Origin of the sequence: Marinomonas ostreistagni, assembly GCF_016461785.1 — a bacterium.
In the GTDB taxonomy this organism is placed as follows: Bacteria; Pseudomonadota; Gammaproteobacteria; order Pseudomonadales; family Marinomonadaceae; genus Marinomonas; species Marinomonas ostreistagni_A.
On sequence record NZ_JAEMUH010000012.1, the window covers coordinates 124,671 to 149,328 of the forward strand.

General features: G+C 47.3%; 21 protein-coding genes. 12 read left to right on the plus strand and 9 right to left on the minus strand.

Annotated features, from left to right (window positions below; genetic code table 11):
- Positions 1-90: 90 nt before the first annotated feature.
- A complete protein-coding gene (gene modF / locus JHD44_RS13325) occupies positions 91-1,533 on the plus strand; it encodes a molybdate ABC transporter ATP-binding protein ModF (protein ID WP_199463264.1) in 1,443 nt (480 codons plus the stop codon).
- Between the two features lie 279 nt (positions 1,534-1,812).
- On the opposite strand, the gene dctP is transcribed toward modF, so the two are convergent.
- Together dctP and JHD44_RS13335 are read right to left on the minus strand one after the other, a co-directional pair.
- Entirely contained in the window at positions 1,813-2,850 is a 1,038-nt protein-coding gene (gene dctP, locus JHD44_RS13330; protein ID WP_199463265.1) for a TRAP transporter substrate-binding protein DctP, read from the minus strand.
- Positions 2,851-2,976: 126 nt separating this feature from the next.
- On the minus strand, positions 2,977-3,549 hold the full coding sequence (locus JHD44_RS13335; protein ID WP_199463266.1) for a TetR/AcrR family transcriptional regulator: 573 nt from the start codon (positions 3,547-3,549) through the stop codon (positions 2,977-2,979).
- Positions 3,550-4,449: 900 nt separating this feature from the next.
- On the opposite strand from JHD44_RS13335, the gene JHD44_RS13340 reads away from it, so the two are divergent.
- The 4 genes from JHD44_RS13340 (at position 4,450) to JHD44_RS13355 (ending at position 7,209) form a co-directional block, all read left to right on the plus strand.
- On the plus strand, positions 4,450-5,076 hold the full coding sequence (locus JHD44_RS13340; protein WP_199463267.1) for a LysE family translocator: 627 nt from the start codon (positions 4,450-4,452) through the stop codon (positions 5,074-5,076).
- Between the two features lie 472 nt (positions 5,077-5,548).
- Positions 5,549-5,995, plus strand: coding sequence for a GyrI-like domain-containing protein (locus JHD44_RS13345; protein WP_233402130.1), 447 nt, complete (start codon positions 5,549-5,551; stop codon positions 5,993-5,995).
- 98 nt (positions 5,996-6,093) lie between these two features.
- Positions 6,094-6,690 (plus strand): class I SAM-dependent methyltransferase, encoded by a 597-nt coding sequence (locus tag JHD44_RS13350; protein ID WP_199463269.1) that lies wholly within the window; start codon positions 6,094-6,096, stop codon positions 6,688-6,690.
- A 126-nt stretch (positions 6,691-6,816) separates the two neighbouring features.
- Positions 6,817-7,209 carry a DUF2306 domain-containing protein gene (locus JHD44_RS13355; protein WP_199463270.1) on the plus strand — a complete coding sequence of 131 codons (393 nt, stop codon included), beginning with the start codon at positions 6,817-6,819 and terminating at the stop codon, positions 7,207-7,209.
- Positions 7,210-7,336: 127 nt separating this feature from the next.
- Here JHD44_RS13355 and JHD44_RS13360 read toward each other — a convergent pair whose 3' ends face one another.
- Complete coding sequence (locus JHD44_RS13360) at positions 7,337-9,346, minus strand: phytase (protein WP_199463271.1); 2,010 nt, start codon at positions 9,344-9,346, stop codon at positions 7,337-7,339.
- Between the two features lie 306 nt (positions 9,347-9,652).
- Between JHD44_RS13360 and JHD44_RS13365 the strand changes: the two genes are divergently transcribed.
- From JHD44_RS13365 to JHD44_RS13375, 3 genes are all read left to right on the plus strand, one after another.
- Positions 9,653-10,612, plus strand: coding sequence for a hypothetical protein (locus tag JHD44_RS13365; protein ID WP_199463272.1), 960 nt, complete (start codon positions 9,653-9,655; stop codon positions 10,610-10,612).
- Between the two features lie 2 nt (positions 10,613-10,614).
- Positions 10,615-11,610, plus strand: a complete 996-nt coding sequence (locus JHD44_RS13370) for an AraC family transcriptional regulator (protein WP_199463273.1) — start codon at positions 10,615-10,617, stop codon at positions 11,608-11,610.
- 741 nt (positions 11,611-12,351) lie between these two features.
- The gene (locus JHD44_RS13375) at positions 12,352-12,969 is read left to right on the plus strand and encodes a hypothetical protein (protein ID WP_199463274.1); all 618 of its coding nucleotides are present in this window, start codon (positions 12,352-12,354) and stop codon (positions 12,967-12,969) included.
- Positions 12,970-13,139: 170 nt separating this feature from the next.
- On the opposite strand, the gene JHD44_RS13380 is transcribed toward JHD44_RS13375, so the two are convergent.
- From JHD44_RS13380 to betC, 5 genes are all read right to left on the minus strand, one after another.
- Positions 13,140-14,549: an alanine/glycine:cation symporter family protein gene (locus JHD44_RS13380; protein WP_199463275.1), complete on the minus strand. Its 1,410-nt coding sequence runs from the start codon at positions 14,547-14,549 to the stop codon at positions 13,140-13,142.
- Positions 14,550-14,736: 187 nt separating this feature from the next.
- Positions 14,737-16,476, minus strand: coding sequence for a potassium/proton antiporter (locus JHD44_RS13385; RefSeq protein WP_199463276.1), 1,740 nt, complete (start codon positions 16,474-16,476; stop codon positions 14,737-14,739).
- A 219-nt stretch (positions 16,477-16,695) separates the two neighbouring features.
- A complete protein-coding gene (locus JHD44_RS13390; RefSeq protein WP_199463277.1) occupies positions 16,696-17,343 on the minus strand; it encodes a pyridoxamine 5'-phosphate oxidase family protein in 648 nt (215 codons plus the stop codon).
- A gap of 179 nt (positions 17,344-17,522) precedes the next feature.
- Positions 17,523-18,464, minus strand: coding sequence for a choline ABC transporter substrate-binding protein (choX, locus tag JHD44_RS13395; protein ID WP_199463278.1), 942 nt, complete (start codon positions 18,462-18,464; stop codon positions 17,523-17,525).
- 109 nt (positions 18,465-18,573) lie between these two features.
- Positions 18,574-20,100 carry a choline-sulfatase gene (betC, locus tag JHD44_RS13400; RefSeq protein WP_199463279.1) on the minus strand — a complete coding sequence of 509 codons (1,527 nt, stop codon included), beginning with the start codon at positions 20,098-20,100 and terminating at the stop codon, positions 18,574-18,576.
- Positions 20,101-20,236: 136 nt separating this feature from the next.
- Between betC and JHD44_RS13405 the strand changes: the two genes are divergently transcribed.
- The 3 genes from JHD44_RS13405 to JHD44_RS13415 all read left to right on the plus strand — a co-directional run bounded on the left by JHD44_RS13405 (position 20,237) and on the right by JHD44_RS13415 (position 23,053).
- Positions 20,237-21,145: a choline sulfate utilization transcriptional regulator gene (locus tag JHD44_RS13405; protein WP_199463280.1), complete on the plus strand. Its 909-nt coding sequence runs from the start codon at positions 20,237-20,239 to the stop codon at positions 21,143-21,145.
- Positions 21,146-21,154: 9 nt separating this feature from the next.
- On the plus strand, positions 21,155-22,567 hold the full coding sequence (locus tag JHD44_RS13410; RefSeq protein WP_199463281.1) for a PLP-dependent aminotransferase family protein: 1,413 nt from the start codon (positions 21,155-21,157) through the stop codon (positions 22,565-22,567).
- A gap of 66 nt (positions 22,568-22,633) precedes the next feature.
- Positions 22,634-23,053 carry a hypothetical protein gene (locus JHD44_RS13415; protein ID WP_199463282.1) on the plus strand — a complete coding sequence of 140 codons (420 nt, stop codon included), beginning with the start codon at positions 22,634-22,636 and terminating at the stop codon, positions 23,051-23,053.
- Positions 23,054-23,126: 73 nt separating this feature from the next.
- On the opposite strand, the gene JHD44_RS13420 is transcribed toward JHD44_RS13415, so the two are convergent.
- On the minus strand, positions 23,127-23,558 hold the full coding sequence (locus JHD44_RS13420) for an Lrp/AsnC family transcriptional regulator (RefSeq protein ID WP_133561336.1): 432 nt from the start codon (positions 23,556-23,558) through the stop codon (positions 23,127-23,129).
- A gap of 147 nt (positions 23,559-23,705) precedes the next feature.
- On the opposite strand from JHD44_RS13420, the gene ctlX reads away from it, so the two are divergent.
- Positions 23,706-24,614, plus strand: a complete 909-nt coding sequence (gene ctlX, locus JHD44_RS13425; RefSeq protein WP_199463283.1) for a citrulline utilization hydrolase CtlX — start codon at positions 23,706-23,708, stop codon at positions 24,612-24,614.
- The last annotated feature ends 44 nt before the right edge of the window (positions 24,615-24,658 follow it).

Sequence of the window (24,658 nt, forward strand, 5' to 3'; positions counted from 1 at the left end):
CACTTAGAAAAGCCGAGTAGTTCGAAAGAGTACTCGGCTTTTTTGTCGCTTTCTTTTTGCAATTAGTTCGACATCGGTAAGGAATCACTCATGGACTCTCGTATTTGCCTAGAAAATCTCAGCGTGAACTTTGATGAACGCTTTCGTCTGAACAACATTGATTGGACGATTGAGCCAAGCCAGCATTGGGTGATCACGGGCACGAACGGGTCGGGTAAATCAGCCCTTGCAGCGGTGCTTGCGGGTGTGGGTGAGATCGAGTCAGGTCAGTTATCGGGCCTACCAAGCCGTGTAGGGTTGGTGTCTTTTGAAGCGCAAGCGGAGCTGATCGCTAAAGAGTTAAAGAAAGACGACGCCGACATTATGGATGTCATTGCCATCGGTACGCCGGTGCAAGAAATGATTTTTGAAAACTGTGCGGACCCAGAACTGGCCGCAGAATTGGTAGAAAAATTTGGACTAAGCCACTTGCTTGATCGTGCGTTTCGTAAGCTCTCGACCGGCGAAACCCGCAAGGTAATGTTGATCCGAGCATTGTCGAGCAAGCCGGATTTATTGATCCTAGATGAGCCATTTGATGGCTTAGACGCGGATACTCTAGCGATGCTGCAACAGCACTTAGCGTCGATTATCGACACTACACCTATGGTGATGGTGTTGAACCGCTTTGATGAAATGCCGAGCTTTATTACCCATGTGGCCTACTTGGAAAAAGACGGTCACGACGGCGGCAAACTAGCGTTTAAAGTGGATCGTAACGACGAATCGGCATTTGCAGAGCTTTACCAGTTACTGCATTTGAAAACCACGGATCTACAAGTCCCAGAGACCGATCCTGCCAGTAAACTGCCTGCATTAGACCCACAACAGCCATTGGTAAAACTTACCGATGCGACGATCAAATACGGCGATACCGTGATCGTCGATAAGCTGAATTGGACCATTGAGCCCGGTAAGCACTGGCAGCTCAGCGGCCCGAACGGCAGCGGTAAAACTGGCGTCTTGTCGTTGATTACTGGCGATCACCCACAGTGTTATGTGAACGATATTTTTGTGTTCGGCTTCCAACGTGGTAACGGCGAAAGCATCTGGCAGATCAAGCAGTTTATTGGATATGTCTCCACGGCGTTGCAGTGGGAATACCGCGTGAGTGTCAGCTGTAAAAACGTGATTATTTCTGGCTTCTACGACAGCATCGGCATGTATACCAAATCGACTGATAACCAGAAAAAGATCGCCGATGAATGGTTGGCGTTATTAGGCATGAGTGACCGTGCCGATCAACCGTTTAACAAGCTTTCCTACGGCGACCAACGTTTGCTATTGATTGCCCGTGCCATGGTCAAACACCCGCCTCTACTAATCCTAGACGAGCCGTGCTTAGGCTTGGACGACATGAACCGCCAGCTAGTCTTGGCGTTGATTGAAAAGATATGTGCCGGCAAAGAAACCACCGTGCTGTACGTAAACCACCACGCAGAAGATCAAATCGCAGGGATCGAACACTATCTAGCGCTGAAGAAAAATACTTAAAACATCTGTATACCCCGATTCTATTGGGGATAAATCTGCCTTGTAGGACTGCGCTGTGCGCGGGAACAACCTCGCATACTCTGCTGCAATGCGCTTCGCCTTCAGCTTTTGTAGATATGAGCTTCTAAGCAAGTCAAATATTTAAAAAGCACGCGAATTAAACGCATGAAACCTCTAATGAAGGTCGCAATATCAGTCTTTGTACGACCCGATTGAATCGGAGAGAAAAACCGCTAGTTCCTCAGAGCTGGCGGTTTTTGTTGTTGGGTTAGGTCTGTTTTAAAAAGAACGTTTCACGCGTGTGACTTTATAGATTACGTCTTCAGCATTGGTTACGCCCGCTTCGGCTTGTTTCTCAGCCCATTGGCGTTGAATACTTTGGTAGTGGGTCATATGAGCCCATTGTTGCACTTCTTCATCTGTCATAAAGCGAATATTCGTGCCTTCTGAACGGAGCTTGCTGACCATAGCGTCAAACTGCTCTTCCATATTCTGCCCTTGCTGCCTGTAAGCGCGTGACGCAGCACGTTTGATCGCATCCTTATCCATTTGATCAAGCTCGTCATACTTTGTTTTGTTCATTGCGACGACATAAAGGTGCCCAAGCCACATATTCTTGGAGATGAGAGCATAAGGGGCTTTTTCATGCAGCTTTAGGTTGTAGGCGCTATCGATATTGACGTAAATACCATCTAAACGGCCATCTTGCAGCATATCGTAGATCTCTGGGCTCCAGTGAGTTCTAAGCGGTTCAGCTCCGGCTTCCCGTAAAAAATCTAAATGCCAAAAGCTTGCTGAGCGCCATTTTTGACCTTGAATATCATTGATGCTGTCGACTGGTTTCGTGCCAAAGAAACCAACAGGATACCCTGTACTTAGGAAAATGGGCTGAAGGTTATTGGCATGAAATTCCTGCTCAAACTCGGGAATGCTCTCGAAGACATCTCGGAAGAAGGTGACTTGATCTTGGCCGCTTGGCCCTACTGGGAAGCTTTTGAATATTTGAGATAAAGGCAGCTCTTTGGCTGTGTATTCTGGCACGATGGTACTGATATCAACCGTCTTACCTTCTGTCAGAGTTGGCAGTGCTTCATAAGCAATGGCCAGTTCTCCATTCCAATGATTGTTAATATTGAGACGCCCGTTTGACTCTTGTTCTATCGCTGGAAACAACACGTCCTTCAAAAAATCAGTACGCATTTGCCCTATAGGTTGATGATCACTGTAGGTAAGTTCTTCTGCGAAGGCCCCGAGGCTTAAAACACTTAACATGGTCAAAGTAGATGATGTTGCGATGACTTTTTTCCAACGGCTCATTGCTGTATTTCCTCAAATGTAGTGGTTAACTTAATTAAATGAACATTCATTTAATTAAGTTAACAGCGTTCTTCCTCCTTGCCAATTTCTCACCATGTAAATCTGTGTAAATTTTATACGTTAGAATTAATCAGAGATTGCATCCCAGGCTAATGAGAAAGCTTGGTCTAAATCATGGGCAGAGTTATCTAAACTGGCACCTAAGCGAGATCGAGCTAAAAATACGACGGGCGCTAAGATGAATGACAGCATCATTGGTTTAGGAATATCTTTGAGAACGCCCTGCTCAATACCGTCACTGAGTGCTTTATGAAATTCTTGATAAGGCGCCTCTAAGGCATTGGTATCTACGTGTTGTATTAAAGGCGAATGGGAAAACTGATCAATGTACTGATAGTCATCTGGATAGTTAGAAACGTAGTCGTAGAGCCTAGTCCAAAAGGCATGAACGTTATCCTTTAGGGATTTCGCGGAGTCAAAGTCGCTCAAGATGTAGTCACTAAGCTCTGTTTTAGTGACCATAAATGTTGAAGTCAGCAAGTCGTCTTTATTACTGAAATAGATATACAAGGTCGCAGGTGCAACGCCCGCTTTTTTCGCTATTTTATTAACGGATGCAGAGGCAAAGCCCTCTTCTTTCACAACTTGTATGGTTGCTTTGTGCAGTGCTTGCTTCTTTGTCTCGTCTCGATGTCTCATTACTTACTCAGATCTCATCATTAGCAGGTACCTTGTGCTGGGGATACTACTGCGTATGGATGAAAATGGGAACCAATGTACCTAATGATCGTTATGTCTCGTAGCTTAAGCTTTTGCAGGTATGCGCTTCCATGCAATGCAAATATTTAAAAAGCACGCGAATCAAATGCATGGAATCTCTTGTAGGACTGCGCTGCGCGCGGGAACAACCTAGCATCCTCGGCGGTAATGAGTTTCGCCTAATTGCTGTGGGGTGGAGCTTCCAAGCATTCAATTCGCTTGCGCAACTTCTTCGCCTCGTTCCTCAGATCGAAACGTCAGCGCGAATCAAACGCATGAAACCTCTAATGAAGGCCGCGATATTATTTTTTGTACGACCCGATTCTATCGGGGATAAAGGCTTTTGTAGTACCGCGCTGTGCGCGGGAACAGCCTCGAATCCTCCGCGGCAATGCGTTCCACCTGAATACAGTTGGTTTGAGCTTCTATGCAATTCAAATATGTAAAAAGCATGCGAATCAAACGCATAGAATCTCTGATAAAGGTCGCAATATCTGTCTTTGTACGACCCGATTTTATCGGGGAGCAGGTTCGCAGCCTCGGTTAAGAACCGCTAAGAATTTGATCTAAGAACATTGGCAACAGCATTAGAAATAGCTTAACCTCTAATCAACACTGTCAAGGATGACTAGAGCACACCTTTCTTTTTTCCCTCTGACAGATGCGGTTATCTATCAAAATGAGCATGCGTGTTTTTACATGCTTAAGATACTTGCTTTGCATGATAGATCTAATTTCATCATTAGCTTCTGGCATATCTGATCGGTATCCAAATACAGAAGAACGCGCACATGTACTAATAAAATTTTAGCACTCAGAATCACATAGCAAGGAGGTTTCGTGTTTCCATTAGAGATATTTGTTACTTATACATTGGCTTGCTTGCTGTTAGTTATCTCACCTGGGCCAGATAATTTACTCGCAATCGGTCGTGGTTTAAGCCAAGGTCGAATAGCTGCAGTAATATCAGGCATGTCTTCTGGAGCGGGGATATTGTTTCATGTCGTTGCAGCTACCTTCGGACTCACTCTTCTAATTCAAACCTCTGAACTTGCGTTTTACGTAGTAAAATTCGTCGGTGCTGCTTACTTAATTTGGTTGGGTGTGAAAGTTCTTCGTTCGAGAAACCTGTTCTCATTGGAACCAGCGAAAAAACAGTCTCTGAAAGTTATTTTCTCAGCAGGCTTTCTATCAGCCGCGCTTAATCCGAAGCCTGGAATGTTTGTTCTTGCTTTTGTTCCTCAATTTGTAAACCCAAGCCTAGGATCAGTGACGACTCAAATGATCGGCTATGGAGTTTGGTTTGCAGTATTAACTGCGGTTGGCTTTAGTTTAATGGGAGTGTTCTCGTCACAACTGTCTGAGTGGTTTAGGAACAAACCTAAACTGGTGTCAGGATTAAACATTGGTGCGGGCATCACATTCGTTTCTTCTGGGTTAGCAGTCGCGTTTATGAAACAGCGATAAAACATGATCACCGTAGAGGGTAAGTCCGTAGACTATATGTACCGAGACGAAACGATTAATTCTTAAGATAGCGGTTGGTGTTTTATGTCTGGCTACGGATCTCAGTAATATATGAATGACCCGAGCAATCATGTAATTTGCGAGTAATGGAGGTTCTTCTAAATCATGGAGCTAATTACAAACATAAAAACAAGTCTGGAAAAACAGCTAGAGATTACGCAAAGTCTAGAGGTGAATCCGACAAAGTAGAACTTCTAGATGGATTCTAAAACGTGTAAAAAGATCGTATTTTCCAAGTTACATGATTGCACACGGCATGGGATCATTTACAAATTCAGCGACAGAAGGCTCGTTAATTAAAGATTTTGATTCTCGTGATGCTTGGTCAAAATCGATGGTGTTCATCAAGTGCAGTAACTAACCTAAAGCGCGCATGCGTATTAATAATTTACGTACCGACAGGAATATTATGATGGAATTAAGATTCGTTTCAGAAAAAACCATTAACGGAATATCGATCAGAACAAATAATGCGGTAGAAATGAGCCCCAACGGGAAAATACCCGCATTATGGCAATCTTTCGATGAAAGTGTTCCTGTTGACTATAAAAATGGTGAACGTGTCTACGGCGCTTACTACAACTACGAGTCAGACCATAACGGGATGTTCACGGTTCTCGCTGGTTTTGATGGTCAGTCATACCCTTCAAATGTAGATATTGAGCAATTAACTATCCCTAATGGTAAGTACCTAGTGTTCACCCATAAAGGGGAAATGCCTCAAATCGCCATCGATGCATGGACAGAAGTTTGGGAATACTTCTCTAATGAAAATTGCGAGCATCAAAGGCTGTTTTCAATAGACTTTGAATATTATCCAAACGGTAATGAAATCGAAGTCCATATTGCGGTGCAATAGTTCTATAAAAACCTATTAACAGCGGAGCGGACTTACAGCCAAGCTTTGTTGCGCAACTTTTGCGGGCACTGCGTACTTTGACGGGAAATTAGAGATTTATGGATGAGAACACTGAAATTTGGCGTGCGTACTACGAAAAGGCACTGTCTCGCCCCCATTCAGAACATACTGAATTTGCAGTCCAGCTCAATGAATCAAATCTCAAAATAGCCACCGACTGTGGTTGTGGAACAGGTAGTGATATCGAATACCTAGCGCAACAGGGCTTTCAAGTTCATGGCTTTGATATCAACCCTGACGCGGTCGCTATTTGTCGAGACAGATTCAGGGCAAAGTCATTGGTGAATGTTACTGAGTCTTCGTTTGAGTCGTTCGACTATCCAAAATCTGGTGTTGTTATCGCAAATTCTAGTTTGTTCTTCGCTGACCCAAACCAATTTGAATCGACTTGGCACAACATTAAATCTTCCATTGAAATCGGTGGGGTGTTTGCAGGTGACTTCATGGGCTGCGAAGACAGTTGGGCTCATAGCTATCGCAGCCCAACAGCACCCTTATCAGAATCAGAAGTAAAGGCTTTGTTCTCGGGGTTTGAAATAATTAAGTTCTTTGAACGCGATGAAGCTGCAAAAACCTCATTGGGTAGAATGAAGCACTGGCATACATATTCCGTGATTGCGGTAAAACGTACATAACAAATAAATTAAGCAGATTCACTGCGTTCGATATTCTGGGCTTGAATCATATTCAGTGGTTTTGGTGCAACGACTTAGATTGGCAATAGCGTTGCTCATTATTTAATGTGGCTTAAGGGACAAAGCATGACATACATCCAACTGGCTTATTTGCACCTGATAACTGTTGTGCCCGCTTTCTTTATTGGTGCTGTTCTATTGGTCAATCGAAAGGGTACTTTGAATCATAAGCTTCTTGGAAAAATGTATATGGTTCTAATGTTGCTGACCGCTTTTATTACTCTTTTCATGTCAGCAGAAGTTGGACCAACCTTGCTAGGGCATTTTGGATTTATTCATTTGTTTAGTGTTCTGGTTTTATGCGCTGTTCCTGCTGCCTATCTGGCAGCAAAAAACAAAAATATGAAACTGCACAGAGGCTATATGATAGGCGTGTATGTTGGTGGCATATTAATCGCTGGAGCATTTGCCTTTAGTCCAGGAAGACTTCTACATACGTGGTTGATGGCACTCGAGTAAGCCTGATCGACTTGTACGACCCGATTCTATCGGGGATAAATCCGCGTTGTAGGACTGCGCTGCGCGCGTGAATAAAAAAAACCGCTAATTCCCTCGAATTAGCGGCTTTTTATCATCTAAATCAGGCTTATTTCAAAACCGCCTGAATATCTCGCCAGTCGACGATTTTGAAGTTCTGGTTTTCGGTTTTGTATTGGCTATCAATGTTGTACCAATCCTGTGCTAAGAACAGGCCGTTCGGGAATTCTTCGCCTAGGTTTTGTGATACCGCATGGATGCCGTCGGTGTCGGTAGCGCCGTCTGTGCCGCGTTCGTCATCGCCGATGATGGCGAAGCTTTTCACGAATTTGCCTTGGTCATTTAGATCAAACGCCGCGTAGGTGTTGTTGCCTTGGCTTGAGGCGATCAACAGATTCTGCTCTGTTGTTTGGTAAAGGGTCAGGCCTTCGATGTCGTCGATTAGGTGTTTACCATCGACTTTGGCGAAGACTTTACCTTCGGTGTTGCCGTCTGCTCGAGCATCGAACGTCCAGATCGCGTGGTCTTCTTCGCCCACATATAGAGTCTGAGTTCGGTCATCCACCACACAACCCTCTGGCTGTGATGGCACGTTTAGCGTGCGTACAACGGTGCCTTGAGCTTCGCCATTCTTCACGCTGATGCGCCATTGCTCGATCTGTCCGTCTTTGCCGTTCACGAACACATAAGGTGTGCTGTCTTCACCGCGTGACATACACAGGCCGTAGACTTCATCGACGCTGGATAGAAGCTCTGGGGCTTTTGGATGCACTGTGCCTTGAGTGGCAGGCAGTGGTTTGATCGGTGTGCTAGAGCCATCGATGGTGTAGAGCGTCACGGTATTTTTCTTACGGTTTGAAGCCGCTGCTAGCGCGATTTGATTGCCATCAGCATCGATTACATCTTGGCGAATATCGACGTTGTTGGGCTTGCCGCCTTCTAGGTATTGGATCTCGTTACCTTGCAGGTCATAGGCCATCAAGCCGCCCTTTTTATTGGTCGCGATGATCAGGCTGTCTTTGGGGGATTCGACGTTGTACCAAAGGGCTGGGTCGTCCGCCGCATCGCCATGGTTATCCACGGCTTTGGTTTCACCGTGAGCACGCACCAATTCCACGCCTTTGATTTCAAGCTCACGAGGAGACAAGGTGTTTTCTGCTTTGTAGCCCGAAAGCTTTTCAAGCTCGTTCCAAGAAAGCGTTTGGTAAACCGGCTCGTCTAGCTCGGTATTTCCGATCCAAAGCTGTTGAGTTGATGCGCTGACCAGCTTGGCTTCTTCAACGCCTGCGACATCAAACTTGCCAAGGAATTTATGGCTAACACGGTCGTACAGCACAAAGCCTTGCCCTTCATCGGCGATGACGATGGCACCTTTGCCATGTGCTTGATAAACAATGTCTAGGTTTTCAATTTCTTCTAAATGACCAAGCGGCTCAACCACATCAAGCAACGCGCGGTCTTTGACATTCTCAGGGTCGGCACCGTACACCCAGACACCGACGTTTTGCTCTGCTACGTATAAGGTGTTGGTTTCATCATCCATAGCACAACCACTTAGCTCACCGCCCACATTCATAGAGCGAACAAACGTTGGTTTGCCGTTATGTTGAATGGCACTGATGACCTGTTTGCCATCAAACGCCAGTTTGTATTGCACGAGGTTGCCTGCTTCGTCGTAACTGGCGACAAACATATCGCCCGAAGTAGCATTTTTGCCCAAACAGACGCCTTCTGGCGTGATCTCCAGTGGCAAGCGCCCTACTTTTGTTAGCGGTGCTTTGGCTTTACCGTTGATCTGGTAGAACGCGATGGCGTCTTCATCGGGCAGGCCAACGGCTACGATGTCGGCTTTCTTACCACCTTTTGAACGCAAGCCATAACGCACGTCTGCGCCCAATGCTTCGATACCTTCAATATGCTGAATCTCTTTACCTGACGCGTTGTACACCGAGATACCGTCGCCTTCTAAAGAGCTGATCAATAAAGATTGCTGACCGTCTGCGGATTGCCATGCCGCGCTGTCGGCAATGTCTTCATAGCTAGTGGATGTGGTCGCTGCGTAGGTGCTGCTGGCCGCCAATAAAGCGGTGGCAATCAGAGTGTGTTGGAAACGAGGCATAAAGGTTCCTAATCATGAAATAAGGGTTGGTCATAAGAATTAGGGGCACTGTAAAAAGTTTGTGTGGCAGATTTGTGACAGACTTTTTTGAGACTCTTGAAATAAGGTCGATGCGTGTAGTTTGGAAGACTTTTGAGCTTTTTAGCGGCCATTTATCCACTTTTAATTGGTTTTTATAGTCACATTTATCGTCCGTTCAGTTCATTTGGAAGAAAGTTCACCCCTTATGTGAGCTGATCGGACTTTGCTTGTCATATAAGTGTCACATGATGCGCGTACAAACGTTGCTGTCTTGAGGAGAGCTAAATGATTCGTCGCGTTCGCTACACACTGCTACACACTTATGTTTTTGCCAAAATGCTGATGCCACACTGGCCGTGGTTGATCGGTCTGCCATTGAGTATGGCGTTTATCGTCTTTTTGAATAAAACCGCTGGTACGACTATCCCATATGCTGATTGGGTTTGGATGGACATTATTGGCGAAGGCGGTTTAGCGCTGTTTATGGTGACATGGATGCTGATTGTACTGGCGACCCGTGAGCCGGGCTTTATCACCAATTGGATGGCATTTGGTTTCTTGTGTCTGTGTGCTTCCAGCTTCCAAGACATGCTGGATGAAGTTTATGTGCTGCCAGACACCGTCTCTTGGGATAAATGGATCGAGTCGGCACCAGTAGGTTTAGTCTCTTTGGTAATCGGATTGATCCTTTGGTATCGCGAGCAGCGCCAGCTTAAGAAGTATTTGAATAATCGGTCTGGAGCGCTACAAAACGACTTGGCACTGCATGAAGACAGCTTTTTGCCACAATGGTCGGCGCTAGCCAAAGCTGTACAAGGCGCTCCTGCGCATCAGCCTACCTTGGTTGTGTTGCGTGTTGCCCCCGAAGTACGTAGCCAACTGCCATTATCGCTGCAAGATCAAAGCAAATTACGCTTTTTAATCGCAGAAATGCTGCTTTGGAACAGTCCTGATGCCAGCCAAGTCTTTCAACTGACGGGGGAAGGTTACGCCCTGTTATCGGCATCCCCGGTTTCTCAAGAACAGATCAATGATGTGGTATTACTGCTGCGCTCCATGCGTTTTCGTGGCAAAGGCCACAAACAGGCAACATTGTTAGAGGTGAAATCGCGTACTTTGATATTTGAAAATGCCTTGTCCGATTCAGAGCTACGCAGCAAAGTACAAGAGGTACAAACCGACCTCGCCATGACCTGCGATGGCATTCAGAATAGCCAGTCGATTGCCAATGTTCATGTGGTGTAACGATGGCCAAATCTTGGTGTGAATCCCATGAGGCGACCACCGCCCTGCAAGCAGGTGTCCTGCAAATGGGCGATGTGGCGCTTCAGCGCGCGATACCGATGGACGTGTTGCTGAATAAAACCAAACTGTTCGCCACGGATCTACAAAATCCGAGTACGCTATTATCAGCGAAACAGCTGGCGCAGTTGTTTCGTAACGCCAGCTTTCTATTATCCCGCCCAGACTTACCCTTGGTCATCGGCCAGCAGCTGTTGCCCATCAGCCTGCAACACTTTGGTTTAGGGGTGATGCATGCTGCAAACGTGGCGCAGGCGCTGGACTATCTACTGAAAGCACAAAGCCTTTGGTCGCCTCTATTGCATATGACTTCACTCAAACACGAAGGCTATTTATCCCTGTATTGGAGCGATGCGGGCGCTCATCTTGACCCAGAGGAATTCACCTTAGCGGTACTGATGGAAATGGAAGCCCTACGCTCTATATTGCTCTGGTTAGGCGTTGATCTGCATGCATCTGAGTGGGTATTTGAGTTGAAAAGCCTACCTACCAATACCCTTTCTGAATGCCAAAGCCGATGGGCTGCTAGTCCTATAAAGACAGATTGTGAGCGCTTTGTACTGACCTTACCTAACTCATTACTGCACGAACCGCTGAAACAAGCATCGAGCAGCCTTTTTCACGTCAGTGAACAGCAAGTCGCCCAACTCCCGCTGAGCTTTTTAGGCTTTATACAGCAACGCTTACTGCAAGAGATACGCGAGATGCCATCGTTAGAAACCTTGGCAGAAGAAATGGCCATCAGCCCCGCGACGCTTAAGCGTAAACTCAAAGCCCACGGCACCAGCTATCAAAAACAAATGGACCAAGCGCGCAGCTTAATGAGCTACTACTACAGCCATAAACTCGGCTACTCCACCGAAAGAGTTGCCGAATGCCTCAACTTCTACGACACCAGCAACTTCCGCCGCGCCATGAAACGCTGGATCTTAGCCTCCTAAACCCTAGGCTTCAGCTCTTGTAGGACCGCGCTGCGCGCGGGAACAACCTAGCATCCTCAGCGGCAATGCGCTTAGCCTAATTGCTGCGGGTTGGAGCTTCCATGCAATTCAAATATTTAAAAAGCACGCGAATCAAACGCATAGAATCTCTGTGAAATATCGTTGGGCTGGCCTTTGTACGACCCGATTCTATCGGGGATAACACACCTTGTAGGACCGCGCTGCGCGCGGGAACAACCTCGCATCCTCCGCGACAATGCGCTTCGCCTAATTGCCGCGGATTGGAGCTTCCAAGCATTCAATTCGCTTGCGTATCTCTCGGGTCGTCCCTCCCCTCGACCGTCAGCGCGAATCAAACGCGTGGAATCTCTGTGAAGCATTGTTCTATTGGCCTTTGTACGACCCGATTGTATCGGGGAGCAGGTTCGCAGCCTAGGTTAAAATCGCTAAGACTTTGATCTCAGAACATTGGCAACGGTATGGGAAATAGCTTAATCTCTAACCAATACTGTCACGGATGACTAGAACACACCTTTCTTTTCCCTTCCTCTGACAGACGCGGTTATCTATCAAAATGAGCATGCGTATTTTTACATGCTTAAATACTTGCTCTGCATAATAAATATAATTTAATCAATAGCTTAGATTTTTTGATTGATAACCAAGTACAGAATAACGCGCACGCGCGGTTTATTGGATAAACGCGCATGCGCATTAATAATTGTTAGCTGTGAAACGAAAATGAAGAAACCAGATATTGTTATGTACTGCAATGTGATGGAAGAAATCAAACGCCGCACAAGCGTGATTGACTTTTTTCACAATGGCACTGGCCATGCTTTGTACGAGCCAACAACTTTAGAGTCAATTGCATTGCAAGTAAGAAAAATCCTAGAGCTAATCGCAATGGCTTCACTTGTGGCAAATAAAAAAGAATATGAAAAGGTTTATTCCAATTTCGCTAACGCATGGAATGCAGAATATTTGCTCAAAGATTTAGAGCGGGTCAACGCCGATTTTTATCCGAAGCCGGTAGTAGAAGCACCCTCCGATGACCCTAAGGTTAAAAACCATCTGGTTGATCGAGATGAAGATTATTTAACCAAAAAAGAATTTATCAAGGTGTATAAGAAATGCGGCGCTATCATGCACGCAAGCAATCCCTTGGGGCGGAAAATTGGATATGAATACTATAAAAAAAGCATTCCGGAATGGAGGCAGAAGATTATTAATCTGCTTAACAACCATCAAATTCGCTTACTGGGACACGATGGGTTTTACCTCATCCACATGAAAGAGGATCGAGATGATAAGGTTCATTTTTATGAATTTGCGCTTGCAGGACAAACAGACAGCTAACAAGGCAAATTCACTCGGACAGCCAAAAGCTGCGTCGCTCGTTCCTCGCTATGCAACTTTTGTCTGCCGGTGATTTGCGGCGTTAGGAACTCCCCCCCCCAAAAAAAAACAAAGCCTGCGCGAGGCAGGCTTTATCAGCAGATCCAACTCTCAACAGACCTTAAACACGATCAATCCTGTTTAGGTTTTTCGTCCCAAACACTTAGGTCGATGTCTTTCTGTACTTCAGGGTAGTCGTCTGAGTTAAAGATCGGTGTACGAGTCTTGTTCTGAGCGAAGTAGTCTTTGGTCAGTTTCACGACCAAACCAGACAGCAATACGATGGCGATTAAGTTGATGGTTGCCATAAGGCCCATCGCTGCGTCTGCCGCGTTGAAGACCATTGCTACGCTTTCGTACGCGCCCCAAGGGATCATCGCTAGCGCTAGGACACGCAAGATGAAGATACCTGGTTTGCTCGCCCATTTCAGGTACGTCAGTGCGTTTTCCGCGTAGCTGTAGTTACCGATGATCGAGGTGAAGGCGAAGAAGAAGATCGCGATGGCGACAAAGTAATGACCAAAGCTGCCGACGTGGTGCGACATCGCGGTTTGCGTCAAGACGATGCCTGACTCACCGTTGCCAAGTACACCGGATAGCAAGATCATCAAGGCAGTTGCGGTACAGATAAGCAATGTATCGATGAACACACCGAGTGATTGCACCATGCCCTGAGAAGCTGGGTGGTGTGGGTTAGGTGTTGCGACAGCGGCGATGTTTGGTGCAGAACCCATACCGGCTTCGTTAGAGAATAGACCGCGTTTAACACCGTTTAGCAACGCTCCGGCGATACCGCCAGCGGCTTGTTCAATACCAAAGGCACTTTTGAAGATCAGCGCAAACATGGCGGGTACTTGCTCGAAGTTCACCGCGATGATGTACAGCGCCAACGCTAAGTAAGCAATCGCCATAAAAGGCACGACGATCTCAGCGAAGCGTGCGATTTTCTTGATGCCGCCAAAGATAACAATCGCGGCCAACACCATAATCACCAGACCTGTCGTCAATTTAGGCACACCAAATGCGCCTTCCATTGCTCCGGCGATCGAGTTGGCTTGTACCGCATTGAACACTAGACCGAAGGCAAGGATCAGCGCTAAGGAGAAGATGGCACCCGCCCATGGTGCTTTCAAGCCTTTGCTGATGTAGAACGCCGGACCACCGCGTAGCTGGCCGTGTTGGTCACGCACTTTGTAAAGCTGTGCCAAGGTGCTTTCTGCGTAAGCGGTTGCCATACCGATCAAAGCAACGACCCACATCCAGAAAATAGCACCTGCGCCGCCCAATGCTAACGCAACGGCGACACCTGCCATGTTACCCGTGCCGACACGGGACGCTAGGCTGGTACATAAGGCTTGGAAGGGGGATATGCCGCCACGGTCGCTTTGTGGGGCTTTGAATACGGTGCGGATAAATTCAGGAAAGTGGCGGATTTGGATAAACCCTAAACGCAGGGTGAAATACACACCAACGGCCAACAGACCATAAATCAGAATATAGCCCCAAAACAGCGTATTGAGGGAATCAATTAAAGTGGCCATACGGCACTCCCATTATGTTGTGATTATTTGTGAGGGGGGTAAGGGCTCGGGTAGAGCCCCCAGAAGAGGCGCATTTTTGATGCGTCTCCTCTAAAAAGGGAGCAAGACTAGCGGTTTGGTTAAATTTGGCAAGGCGAAATGGGTAATAAATGCGCACTAATGGTGCATCTTAATAGAAAAAGATCATTTATGGTGCGTTTTTTGATCTAAGTATTTTCAAGCCAAACTGGGTAATTTCACCTGATTTCACTTCACGAACAGTCAGCTCTATTTCACCGAAACGACAGCGGTCCCCCACGACGACTCGGCCATGGAACTTGTCGATAAAGACGTCACGAACGCTACAGTCTAGGTAGGCATCGTCTACGGTAAAGAAATACAAGTACGCCAAATCACGCATTTTGGCGTCGCTATTGACCACAAAGTCCCCATAGAACTCACTCATCGAACTGCGTTGCTGATGCTGACTAGGTGTGAAGTATTTGTTTAACTCGGCGTCGCTTTCTACTTGGGAGAAAAAGGCCGCTTTATCCGTGGCGCGAAGTGATTCATCAATGTCTGTTAGCAGTTGCCCACCGCGCATCACGCCCATCGGGCGTGAGAAGGTCGTCGACGGCAAGGACTTCGCGGAGCAATCAATAAACTCATTACCCTCTGGTACTTCATAAATCAGGATGTGACGGTTGTGGAAGTCGTCAAAGTTAATACTAAAGGCATTCGGCGTGGCTTCTTTATCGGGCAGTTCCACTTTGAGCCAACGAGCCATGGCCGGGATACTCCATCCTTGGAGCACGAGGGACATAATCACCACGACAAACACAAGGTTGAAGTAAATCGGTACCTGCTCCACACCGGAAAGAGATGGATACATGGCCAAGATAATCGGTACCGCTCCCCTGAGACCACACCAGCTGATAAAGGCTTGTTCTCGCCAAGGAAAGTGGAACGGCAACAGCGACAAGATCACAGCAATCGGACGGGCAACGAAAATTAGCACCGCACCAATGGCCAGCGCTGGCAGGATCACCGGCCAAATTTGGCTCGGTGTGACCAACAAGCCCAGCATTAAGAACATGCCGATTTGGCTCAGCCAAGCCATACCATCATGAAAGCGGTGAATATCACGCTTGTAAGGCATGTTGTGGGCATTACCCAAGGTAACGCCAACGATGTAGATGGCGAGGAAACCACTGCCGCCCCAGACGTTGGTGATGCCGAAAATACTCAAACCAGCACTGGTGACCAAAAGAGGATACAAGGAGCTAGCAAGCTGTAGTTTAGGTAACAGCTTCTTCAATAGGTAGCCGCCCGCGACGCCCATTGCTAGCCCAAGACCCATTTGTTGGATCAATTCGGTTAATAAAGACCAGCCTATCCCCCCTTCTGGTTGGCCGATCAGTTGCACCATGGTGATGGTCAAGAAAATCGCCATTGGGTCGTTGGCACCGGATTCGACTTCCAGTGTGGCGCCGGTTCGCTCTTTGATACGCAGCCCTGCATTACGAATCAAGCCAAACACGGCTGCGGCGTCCGTCGAACCAATGATGGCACCCAGAAGCAGGCTCTCTTGCCACGATAAATCCAGCCACCAATACACTGCGCCCGCAGTGATCCCCGCGGTCACCAGTACACCTAATGTGGCCAGTAAGAAGGCGGGCCGTAAACTGATGGCAAAGGACTCTTTTCGTGTTCCTAAACCACCATCTAGCAATATGGTCGCCAGGGCTAAGTTGCCGAATAAAAACGCCAGCCCGGCGTTATCAAATTGAATACCGCCAATACCGTCTTCACCAGCGAGCATCCCGACTAATAGAAATACCAAAAGCAAAGGCGTACCAAGGCGGCTAGAAAAAACACTGGCAAGGATACTCAGTAATGCGAGTAATCCAGCAAGGAAAATATATTGGCTTGAGATTTCTATCGTCATAAGGCGATCTACATGAGAGGTGGCTGATCAGGTGCTTCAATATTCCAGTGTATGAAATGCCATCTGAGCGAGCTACAGCAAGGCCTAGGCTTCTGCTGGATTTCCGCAATTGTAAATCGATGATCGTTAGATAGGGGTTTAAGGGGTTGGCATGCTCCCCTTGTCGGGGAGGACATTATCTCATTAGATCACTGTAAGGGGAGCGTGCCATCCAAGGGGCTATTTTGCGTTTGGTGCGGTGGGCAACGGGTATTCTTTGTTTTGATCGGCGTTTTGCTGCGGTGCTTGCCATTGCTTTTCTAATGGTAAGACACCTGCCCAAACCGGCCAATCAAAGTCTTCGTCGTCATCAATTGCGCCCTCTGCGCGCATTTTGACACTGGCTTCTTCGATCTTGATGCGTACCAAGCCAGTGGCTTTCACTTCAATGTCTTTTACAGGACGCAAACTGTCCCAACGCCCCGGCGAGACCTTATCGAGAAACAGTTTAAAGTGATGCACTTTGACATCGTAATCTTCAATCGGCTCCGGTACACCAAACAGGGTTACCGAACGGTAGTTAACCGAGTGGTGAAAGGCCGAGCGTGCTAACACCAGACCGTCTAGCTCACAGATATTGATACAAACCTTTTGCCCTTCTTTGACCGCGCCGTGGGTATTACGGGCTTTGCTATGGGCATGCCAGTACAAGTATTCCCCTTCTCGCCAGTGACAAGTAGGTGTGACAAAGACTTGGCCATTTGCTTGCTGACCAATGTGACACATTAAGGTGTCATCAATGATTTTATAAACGCTGGCTTGATCGTATTGGGCGCGGCCTGCCCCACGTTTTACGGTACTGGTTGGTGTTTGCAATGAATCTGACATCTGGCTTCCTAACTTCAAAGGTCATCATGGATGAATTTAGATTACGCTCATTTGGTGTTGTCAAAAATAGCCAGATTTGTATTTTTATTGCAGTCCAGATTAGGGTGGAGATATAAAAAAACGCCTACTCACACGGGTGCAAGCAGACGTCCACAGGAACGGTTATGAAACGTTAAAGCTTAAAGGCCTAGGGAGTTTTTGACGGCACTTAACCCCGATTGACCTGATGTTGTTGTGACGCCATCCAACCACTTATCAAGCACGGCAGGGTTTTTCTTCAACCAGGTGCTAGCAGCTTCGTTGGCAGACATGCCTTCATCCGTCATAGAGATAACGGTGTTTTCCATATCCAATGAAAACTCCATATTTTGCAGCAACTTACCGACATTGCCGCATTCTTGGCTGTAGCCTTTACGTGTAACGGTGTGAATCGTTGCTCCACCGTAGTTAGGACCAAAGTAATCATCGCCACCGGATAGGTATTGCAGATCAAAGTTTACGTTCATTGGGTGTGGCTCCCACGCAAGGAAGACGATGAACTTATCGCGCTTCACCGCACGGGCGACCTGAGCCAGCATGGCTTGCTCACCAGACTCCACCACACGCCATTCGCCTAGACCAAAATCGTCTTTCTCGATCATGCCCATTAGGTTTTGGTTGGCTGGAGAGCCTGCGCCGATGCCGTAAATACGTTCACCAAACTCTTTGCTGTGTTTTGCCAAGTCAGCAAAGTCCTTAACGCCTTGGTCGGCAACATATTTTGGAACCGCTAGAGTGAACTTCACCCCAGTTAGATTGGTACGAACAACATCTAAGTCGCTTTTATACTTATCAATAAAAGCTGTTTGTGCAGGCATCCAGTTGCCTAGGAATACATCGATTTCACCGTTTTTGATGCTTTCAAAACCAATGGGAACCGCAAGCAATTTAATATCCGTTTTATAGCCCAGCGCTTCTAGAACTGTGGTAGCTAAACCGTTGGTGGCACCTATGTCCGTCCAACCTGGGTCGGTCATGGTGACGGTTTGGCATTGCTCTGGAACGGCAGCTAACGCTCCGCTGGAAATGGCGGCGGTGGCAAGAGCTGTGAAAAACGTTTTCTGTAAGCGCGAATTTTTCATGAATCGGTTCCTTTGTAATAGCGAGTTATTAGTGAGTGAAACGAATTAGCTCAGACAAATCAGAGTCATTGCTCTTGAGACAGGTAAGAACCGTCCCAAGAGCATAACATTACACTTTTGGGTAACGCGACTTGGCTTCCAGATCATCGAGGTCAATATGGTTTCGCATGTACATCTCCGTCGCCGGAAAGTACGGTTGATGATCCCAAGCGATGTTGGTTTCTCCTTCGCCCATGGCTCGAACGATTAAGCGACGGCGACGTTGGCTGATTTTCACTGTCTGAGTGATGGCCTCAGAATCCCAACGCTGTAACGCCTCTTCTCGGAATGCTTTGATAACCTCTGCAAGCTCTGGGTCTTGAGCCAAGTTATTCAGCTCCAGAGGATCTTTCTCTAAATCGTATAATTGATCTGGATCGATGCTGCAGTGGACGTATTTGTATTGACCACGACGGATCATAAATAAGGGTGCAATGGCACCTTCACCGCAGTATTCACCGATGACTTCATCATGCCCGCCCTCTTTTCCTTCTATGTGAGGGACTAAGGTACGGCCATCAATCGGCATCGCGTATTCGGTTCCTTTGCCATCGGTTGCCCAATCCACAAATGTTGGCAGCAGATCCATGGTCGAGACAGACTCTTTTACACGCTTAGGCGCAAAGCGATTAGGCGCACAAACGATCAAAGGCACGCGAGCAGAGCCTTCGAAGTAAGACATTTTGTACCAAAGGTTACGCTCGCCCAGCATGTCGCCGTGGTCGCCCGAGAAGACAATGATGGTCTCTTCGTCTAGGTTACAATCTTGCAACGCTTTCAACAGGCGGCCCACTTGATCATCGACATAACTGCAGGCACCGTAATAAGCATGGCGTGCGTTACGGATGTCTTCGTCGGTGATCTCTTGATCGTAGTAGGCGTATACGTCTTGCAGACGACGAGAATGTGGGTCCTGTTCAGACTCTGGGATGCGTACTTTTGGTAAGTCGATTTCGTCATGATCGTAACGGTCCCAGTACTCTTGAGTAATGGCATAAGGGTCATGAGGATGCGTCATCGATACCGTTAGGCAGAAAGGACGATCTTGTTTGCCGCGAGCATAGTCGTATAAGTAACGTTCAGCGTGGAACACGACCTCGTCGTCAAAGTCGAGTTGGTTGCTGCGTACACAAGTGCCAGCATCCAATACAGAGGACATGTTGTGATACCACGTTGGGCGTGTGTCTGGGTCATCCCAATTAGGGAACCAACCATAGTCGGCTGGGTAAATATCGGTGGTGAGGCGCTTTTCAAAACCATGCAGTTGATCTGGACCACAGAAATGCATTTTGCCAGACAAAGCGGTTTGGTAGCCCTTTTCACGCATGTAATACGGGAACGTTGGGATGTCTGCCGGAAAGTCCGCGGCATTGTCCCAAGCACCAATGCGGGTTGGCAACTGGCCCGTCATCAGGACATAGCGCGACGGAGCGCACAAAGGACTGTTTGTGTAAGCAGAGTCAAATACCACCCCTTTCTCTGCCAGTGCTGCAAGGTGAGGAACTTTAGCGGTTTTACCTCCATAAAAAGGTAACGCCGATGCGGCCATTTGATCGGCCATGATAAAAAGAATATTGGGCGTTTTGCGGATTGTCATGCAACACTCCATATGGCTCTAAAAATAAGTTGAAATAATGTTACTGCGCAGCGTTTAAACCAGTTATAACTAGGTTGAACCTTATAAAGAGCCTTGTAAACTGACTGAAAAATTATGAATGGGATAAGCTGAACTTATGTTAACTGAAAACGACATGCCGCCTTTGCAAATGTTGGTTGTGTTTGAGTCTTCTGCACGGCATCTTAGTTTCACCGCCGCAGCACGGGAACTAGGTACGACTCAGCCGGCTATAAGTCAGCAAATTAAAGCCTTAGAAGCTTTTTTAAATACCCAATTGTTTCGCCGAGTCTATCGCGGTGTGGAGCTTACGGACGATGGTCACTTGCTACTAAAAACGACACAAGCGAGTCTCAGTGAGCTGCAAAAAACCTTGCGATTTATTCGTAAAAAAACCAAAACACCGCGCATTAATGTCGCAACAGACTTCGCTTTTGCTGCGTATTGGTTGATGCCCCGCTTACCTGAGTTTCGTAAACAGCATCCAGAAATCGAGATTCGGCTGCACACCGCACAGAACAATGTAGACGTAGGTTTGCAAGACATCGACCTTGCCATTGTCTTTAGCGATGGCATTCACAAAGGTTTTGTTTCAGAAAAACTGTTCGAAGAAGATGTCTTCCCAGTGTGCAGCCCAAAGCTCCTTGAAGAGTACGGCCCCTTTCATCAACTAACGGATATCAGCAATGCGCCGTTGTTGAAATTGCATGCTGAATCGGACGAAAAGTGGATGATTTGGGAGCGTTTGTTTGAGCAGCACAATAAGCTTTGGTCACCTTCCCAAAGTGTGATGGAGTTTGATAACTATACCTTAGTGCTACAGGCGGCCATTGCCGGCCAAGGTGTCGCGTTAGGCTGGGGCTCATTGGTCGATGATATGCTGGACAAGCAGTTGTTAGTGTCTTTCCCAATGTTTAGAAAACGCTCTTCAAATGGCTACTTCACTGTCATACCGAACTCGCGAATGGATGATACGGTCGTCACTATCTTTAAAGACTGGATTCATCAACAACATCAGCAACACTGAGGGGTGAACATGATCGCGAGCCTTTCATTTAGTTTGGAGTCCAATGAGACACCAAGGTATCAGCAATTACAGCAGCAGCTAATTGAAGCCATTGAGCAAGGCAGATTAAAGGTGGGAGATAAATTGCCGTCCAGCCGCTCATTATCGCAATCGTTAGGTGTGTCGCGTAGTGTCGTGATTCAAACCTATGAGCAGCTGATTGCGGAAGGGGTACTGCGCAGTGAGCCAAAACGTGGCATTTTTGTCGCGCCTGTGGCGCGTATTTCGGTCAGTGCGGAGCCTGCTGCCACATTGGTTGAGTCGACTCGAAAAGGCGGCTTTGATTCTGGTGTCGATGTCAGCCAGTTTCCGAGTAAAGAATGGGCGGCCAGTATGCGCCGTGCTTGGTTAACCCCTGATCCAAATGTCCTGACGGGCAGTTATCGAGCAGGCTTACCCGCACTGCGTCAAGCGATTGTCGCGTATTTGTACGCTCTACGTGGCTTATCGTGCTTACCTGAGCAAGTGGTGATCACTGCCGGCAGCCGAGATGCGATGGCGTTGCTGACTCACGCCTTGCAGGCTAGTTGTCGACACTGGTTCTTAGAAGAGCCAACCTACCCTCCTCTGCATGCGAGTTTGGCCAATATTGCGGTGCAGCCTTTGGCGGTTCAGACCGATGGTGCTTTGCCTCCTACTCAAGTATCCGATTGGGCGGCAGTGCTTACCCCTAACCGTCAATATCCTCTGGGCATCAGTTACAGCTCACCCGTTCGAGAACAATGGCTGGATGCATTGCAAGCTGGACAGGGGGTTATCATCGAAGACGATTACGACAACGAGTTCTTGTATCAAGGTCGCGCATCGGTGCCTTTGATGCAGTTAGCGCAACATCGAGGCTCAGCCCAAGAGCGTATTTTCTACGTTGGGAGCTTGTCCAAGGTGTTGTTTCGAGGATTGCGTATGGGGTTTATCATCGCACCGTTATCCCAAGTCGATCGCCTGCTATCCAGTCAGCAAGCCTTAGGTGTGTCGGCTTCTCTACCAATGCAGCCTGTTGTGGCAGACTTTATGACAAATGGCAGCTTTTATCGGCATTTAAACCGTATGAGACGTCATTATCGTGAAAAAAGGGATACTCTATTGGCTCTGTTGTTACAGCATTTAGAGCCTTGGTTTGAGTGGGATAAGCCGAGTGGCGGTATGCATGTTATCGCGTATTTCAAACCCCATATCCGCCAGCCTGAACAAACATGGAAGCAGCTTGATCAGGCCTGTGCTGAGCAGGGACTCGCCTTGTCATGGCTGCATCAGCACTATCATTCCCTGCCTGAGTCATTACCGAGACCAGGTTTGTTGTTCGGTTTTACTGGCCCAAGTACTGAGCAGCTGGATCAATGGGTGCGCTTAATTGCCCTGCATGCGAAAAAAATAATGCTTTAGCGCTAGACAAATACAAATGATAGTTATTATCATTAATGCGTTGCTCACACTTAGCGAGGGTTTTCCATGGAAGATTGGAAGCGTGTCATTGTTGCTGGTAATCAAGCGTTTCAATGTGGTGAAAATGCCAAGGCTGCTGATTATTATCAGGAAGCGTCTGATATGGCTATGCAGATGATTGACTGTTGGTATGACACCGAAGCCGCCATCAATGCGCTGGTCGTTAGTGAGCTGAACCTAGCAGAAACGCAATGTCGGCTTGAGCAATATGAGCAGGCGATCGACACCTATGCATCCTTAAATCTAGCACTGCGTAAATTTCAGTGTAGCTTTGCTCCCAGCAACCCTATTGTTGGTATCGTGGCGCGATCACTTACTCGCATTAAACAAGAATTTCTTACGCTAACGAAAGTCTACGCTTACGACATCTTGGCCATCCCTCGTGCCAAGGCGGCATCTCATCCGTTATTGGACTTCGTGACCTAAGGCTGCAACGTCTAGAGCTAGTAAGAAAACATCGGACGTGTCAGTAACACCTGTAGTGACTGAACAAGCATTATTACAAACTGCTCAGCAAAATACTGGTTTCACTGTTTAAAATCCCTTCCACTTCACGTACTCGTCTAAGCACGCGGTCAAACTCTCCAAGGCTAGTGGTTTGCAATTCTGCCACTAAATCCCATGCACCGTTAGTGGTGTGCAGTTTTATGAGTTCAGGGATGCCACGTAATTTCTGAATCACTTGAGAGGTAGACCGTCCTGCAACTTCGATCATCATGATGGCGCGTACGGTGTCTTGTTCTAGCTCTTCATGAACGCGAATGGTAAAGCCCAAAATAGCGCCACTTTGCGTTAATCGATCTAGACGATTTTGCACTGTTGCTCGAGACACATTTAACTGACTGGCCAATTGTGAAATGGAAGCGCGGCCATCTTTGCGTAGTTCGGCAATTAGGGCGCTATCCAGCGAGTCATAAATATACGGTTTCATCGAAGTACCTTTTGGCTTAGGCAAAATGTTTATTGAAGGTTAACAAAGTGATAAATATTAGATCAATTTGCATAAGTTATTGGCATTTTAACTGGCAGGCCTGATTTCTAACATAGTGTCCCTACACTTTTTAAAAGAGGGACTTCGATGAGTATTCAAGCACCAAAGCAGGTTGTGATGGTTCGCCCCCATCATTTTCGTGTCAACGATGCCACCTTAGAGGACAACGCCTTTCAGCGCTCTGTTCATCATACTGATGTGTCTAAACAGGCGTATATTGAAGTGAGCCAAGTCGTCGAGAAGCTGCGAGCTCATGGCATTACGGTGCATCTATTTGAAGATAAAAGTATCGACACGCCTGACTCTGTCTTCCCCAATAATTGGTTTTCGACTCACCATAACGGCACCTTGATCACCTATCCCATGCGTGCGGAAAACCGCCGCAAAGAGTATCGACAAGATGTGTTGGAAACGCTGTGGCAGCAGTATGGGCTTGAGCACGCCAAAGACTTGCGTCACTTTAAAGACCAGCAACGCTTCTTGGAGGGAACGGGTTCGATCGTCTTTGATCATGTGAATAAATTAGCGTATATGGCTCGCTCACAACGTACTGATGACGATCTGTTGAAGGACGTGTGTGACTTTCTAGGCTACGAAGCCGTGATATTTGACGCTTATGATGTGCAAGGTACTCCGGTGTACCACACCAACGTCATGATGTGCGTTGGGACGCACTTTGTACTGATCGGCTTAGACATGCTTGAGGCGCCCCAGAGAGCGTTGTTGTGCCAACGTTTCGAGCGCAATCAGCAAACGGTGATTGCATTAACCCATGAGCAAATACAGCATTTCTGTGGCAATGCTATCGAGCTACAAGGCAAAGAGGGCGCGCTGTTGGCACTTTCGCAAACGGCTTACGATGCACTAACGACTGAACAACGAGCAACGATTTCACAGCACGCTACCTTACTACCGTTATCGGTGAACACAATTGAAGCGGCCGGCGGCTCCGTACGCTGCATGATTGCCGGAGTGCATGGTAAAACGGGAATTTGATGAGGCCAAATCGTTGCTGCTAACGTATAAGGGCTGACGATTAG

What these genes read in the sequence shown, in the direction of transcription:
- modF (WP_199463264.1), top strand. Translation starts at nt 91, where the DNA reads ATGGACTCTCGTATTTGCCTAGAAAATCTCAGCGTGAACTTTGATGAA.
- dctP (WP_199463265.1), bottom strand. Translation starts at nt 2,850, where the DNA reads ATGAGCCGTTGGAAAAAAGTCATCGCAACATCATCTACTTTGACCATG.
- JHD44_RS13335 (WP_199463266.1), bottom strand. Translation starts at nt 3,549, where the DNA reads ATGAGACATCGAGACGAGACAAAGAAGCAAGCACTGCACAAAGCAACC.
- JHD44_RS13345 (WP_233402130.1), top strand. Translation starts at nt 5,549, where the DNA reads ATGGAATTAAGATTCGTTTCAGAAAAAACCATTAACGGAATATCGATC.
- JHD44_RS13350 (WP_199463269.1), top strand. Translation starts at nt 6,094, where the DNA reads ATGGATGAGAACACTGAAATTTGGCGTGCGTACTACGAAAAGGCACTG.
- JHD44_RS13355 (WP_199463270.1), top strand. Translation starts at nt 6,817, where the DNA reads ATGACATACATCCAACTGGCTTATTTGCACCTGATAACTGTTGTGCCC.
- JHD44_RS13360 (WP_199463271.1), bottom strand. Translation starts at nt 9,346, where the DNA reads ATGCCTCGTTTCCAACACACTCTGATTGCCACCGCTTTATTGGCGGCC.
- JHD44_RS13365 (WP_199463272.1), top strand. Translation starts at nt 9,653, where the DNA reads ATGATTCGTCGCGTTCGCTACACACTGCTACACACTTATGTTTTTGCC.
- JHD44_RS13370 (WP_199463273.1), top strand. Translation starts at nt 10,615, where the DNA reads ATGGCCAAATCTTGGTGTGAATCCCATGAGGCGACCACCGCCCTGCAA.
- JHD44_RS13375 (WP_199463274.1), top strand. Translation starts at nt 12,352, where the DNA reads ATGAAGAAACCAGATATTGTTATGTACTGCAATGTGATGGAAGAAATC.
- JHD44_RS13380 (WP_199463275.1), bottom strand. Translation starts at nt 14,549, where the DNA reads ATGGCCACTTTAATTGATTCCCTCAATACGCTGTTTTGGGGCTATATT.
- JHD44_RS13385 (WP_199463276.1), bottom strand. Translation starts at nt 16,476, where the DNA reads ATGACGATAGAAATCTCAAGCCAATATATTTTCCTTGCTGGATTACTC.
- JHD44_RS13390 (WP_199463277.1), bottom strand. Translation starts at nt 17,343, where the DNA reads ATGTCAGATTCATTGCAAACACCAACCAGTACCGTAAAACGTGGGGCA.
- choX (WP_199463278.1), bottom strand. Translation starts at nt 18,464, where the DNA reads ATGAAAAATTCGCGCTTACAGAAAACGTTTTTCACAGCTCTTGCCACC.
- betC (WP_199463279.1), bottom strand. Translation starts at nt 20,100, where the DNA reads ATGACAATCCGCAAAACGCCCAATATTCTTTTTATCATGGCCGATCAA.
- JHD44_RS13405 (WP_199463280.1), top strand. Translation starts at nt 20,237, where the DNA reads ATGTTAACTGAAAACGACATGCCGCCTTTGCAAATGTTGGTTGTGTTT.
- JHD44_RS13410 (WP_199463281.1), top strand. Translation starts at nt 21,155, where the DNA reads ATGATCGCGAGCCTTTCATTTAGTTTGGAGTCCAATGAGACACCAAGG.
- JHD44_RS13415 (WP_199463282.1), top strand. Translation starts at nt 22,634, where the DNA reads ATGGAAGATTGGAAGCGTGTCATTGTTGCTGGTAATCAAGCGTTTCAA.
- JHD44_RS13420 (WP_133561336.1), bottom strand. Translation starts at nt 23,558, where the DNA reads ATGAAACCGTATATTTATGACTCGCTGGATAGCGCCCTAATTGCCGAA.
- ctlX (WP_199463283.1), top strand. Translation starts at nt 23,706, where the DNA reads ATGAGTATTCAAGCACCAAAGCAGGTTGTGATGGTTCGCCCCCATCAT.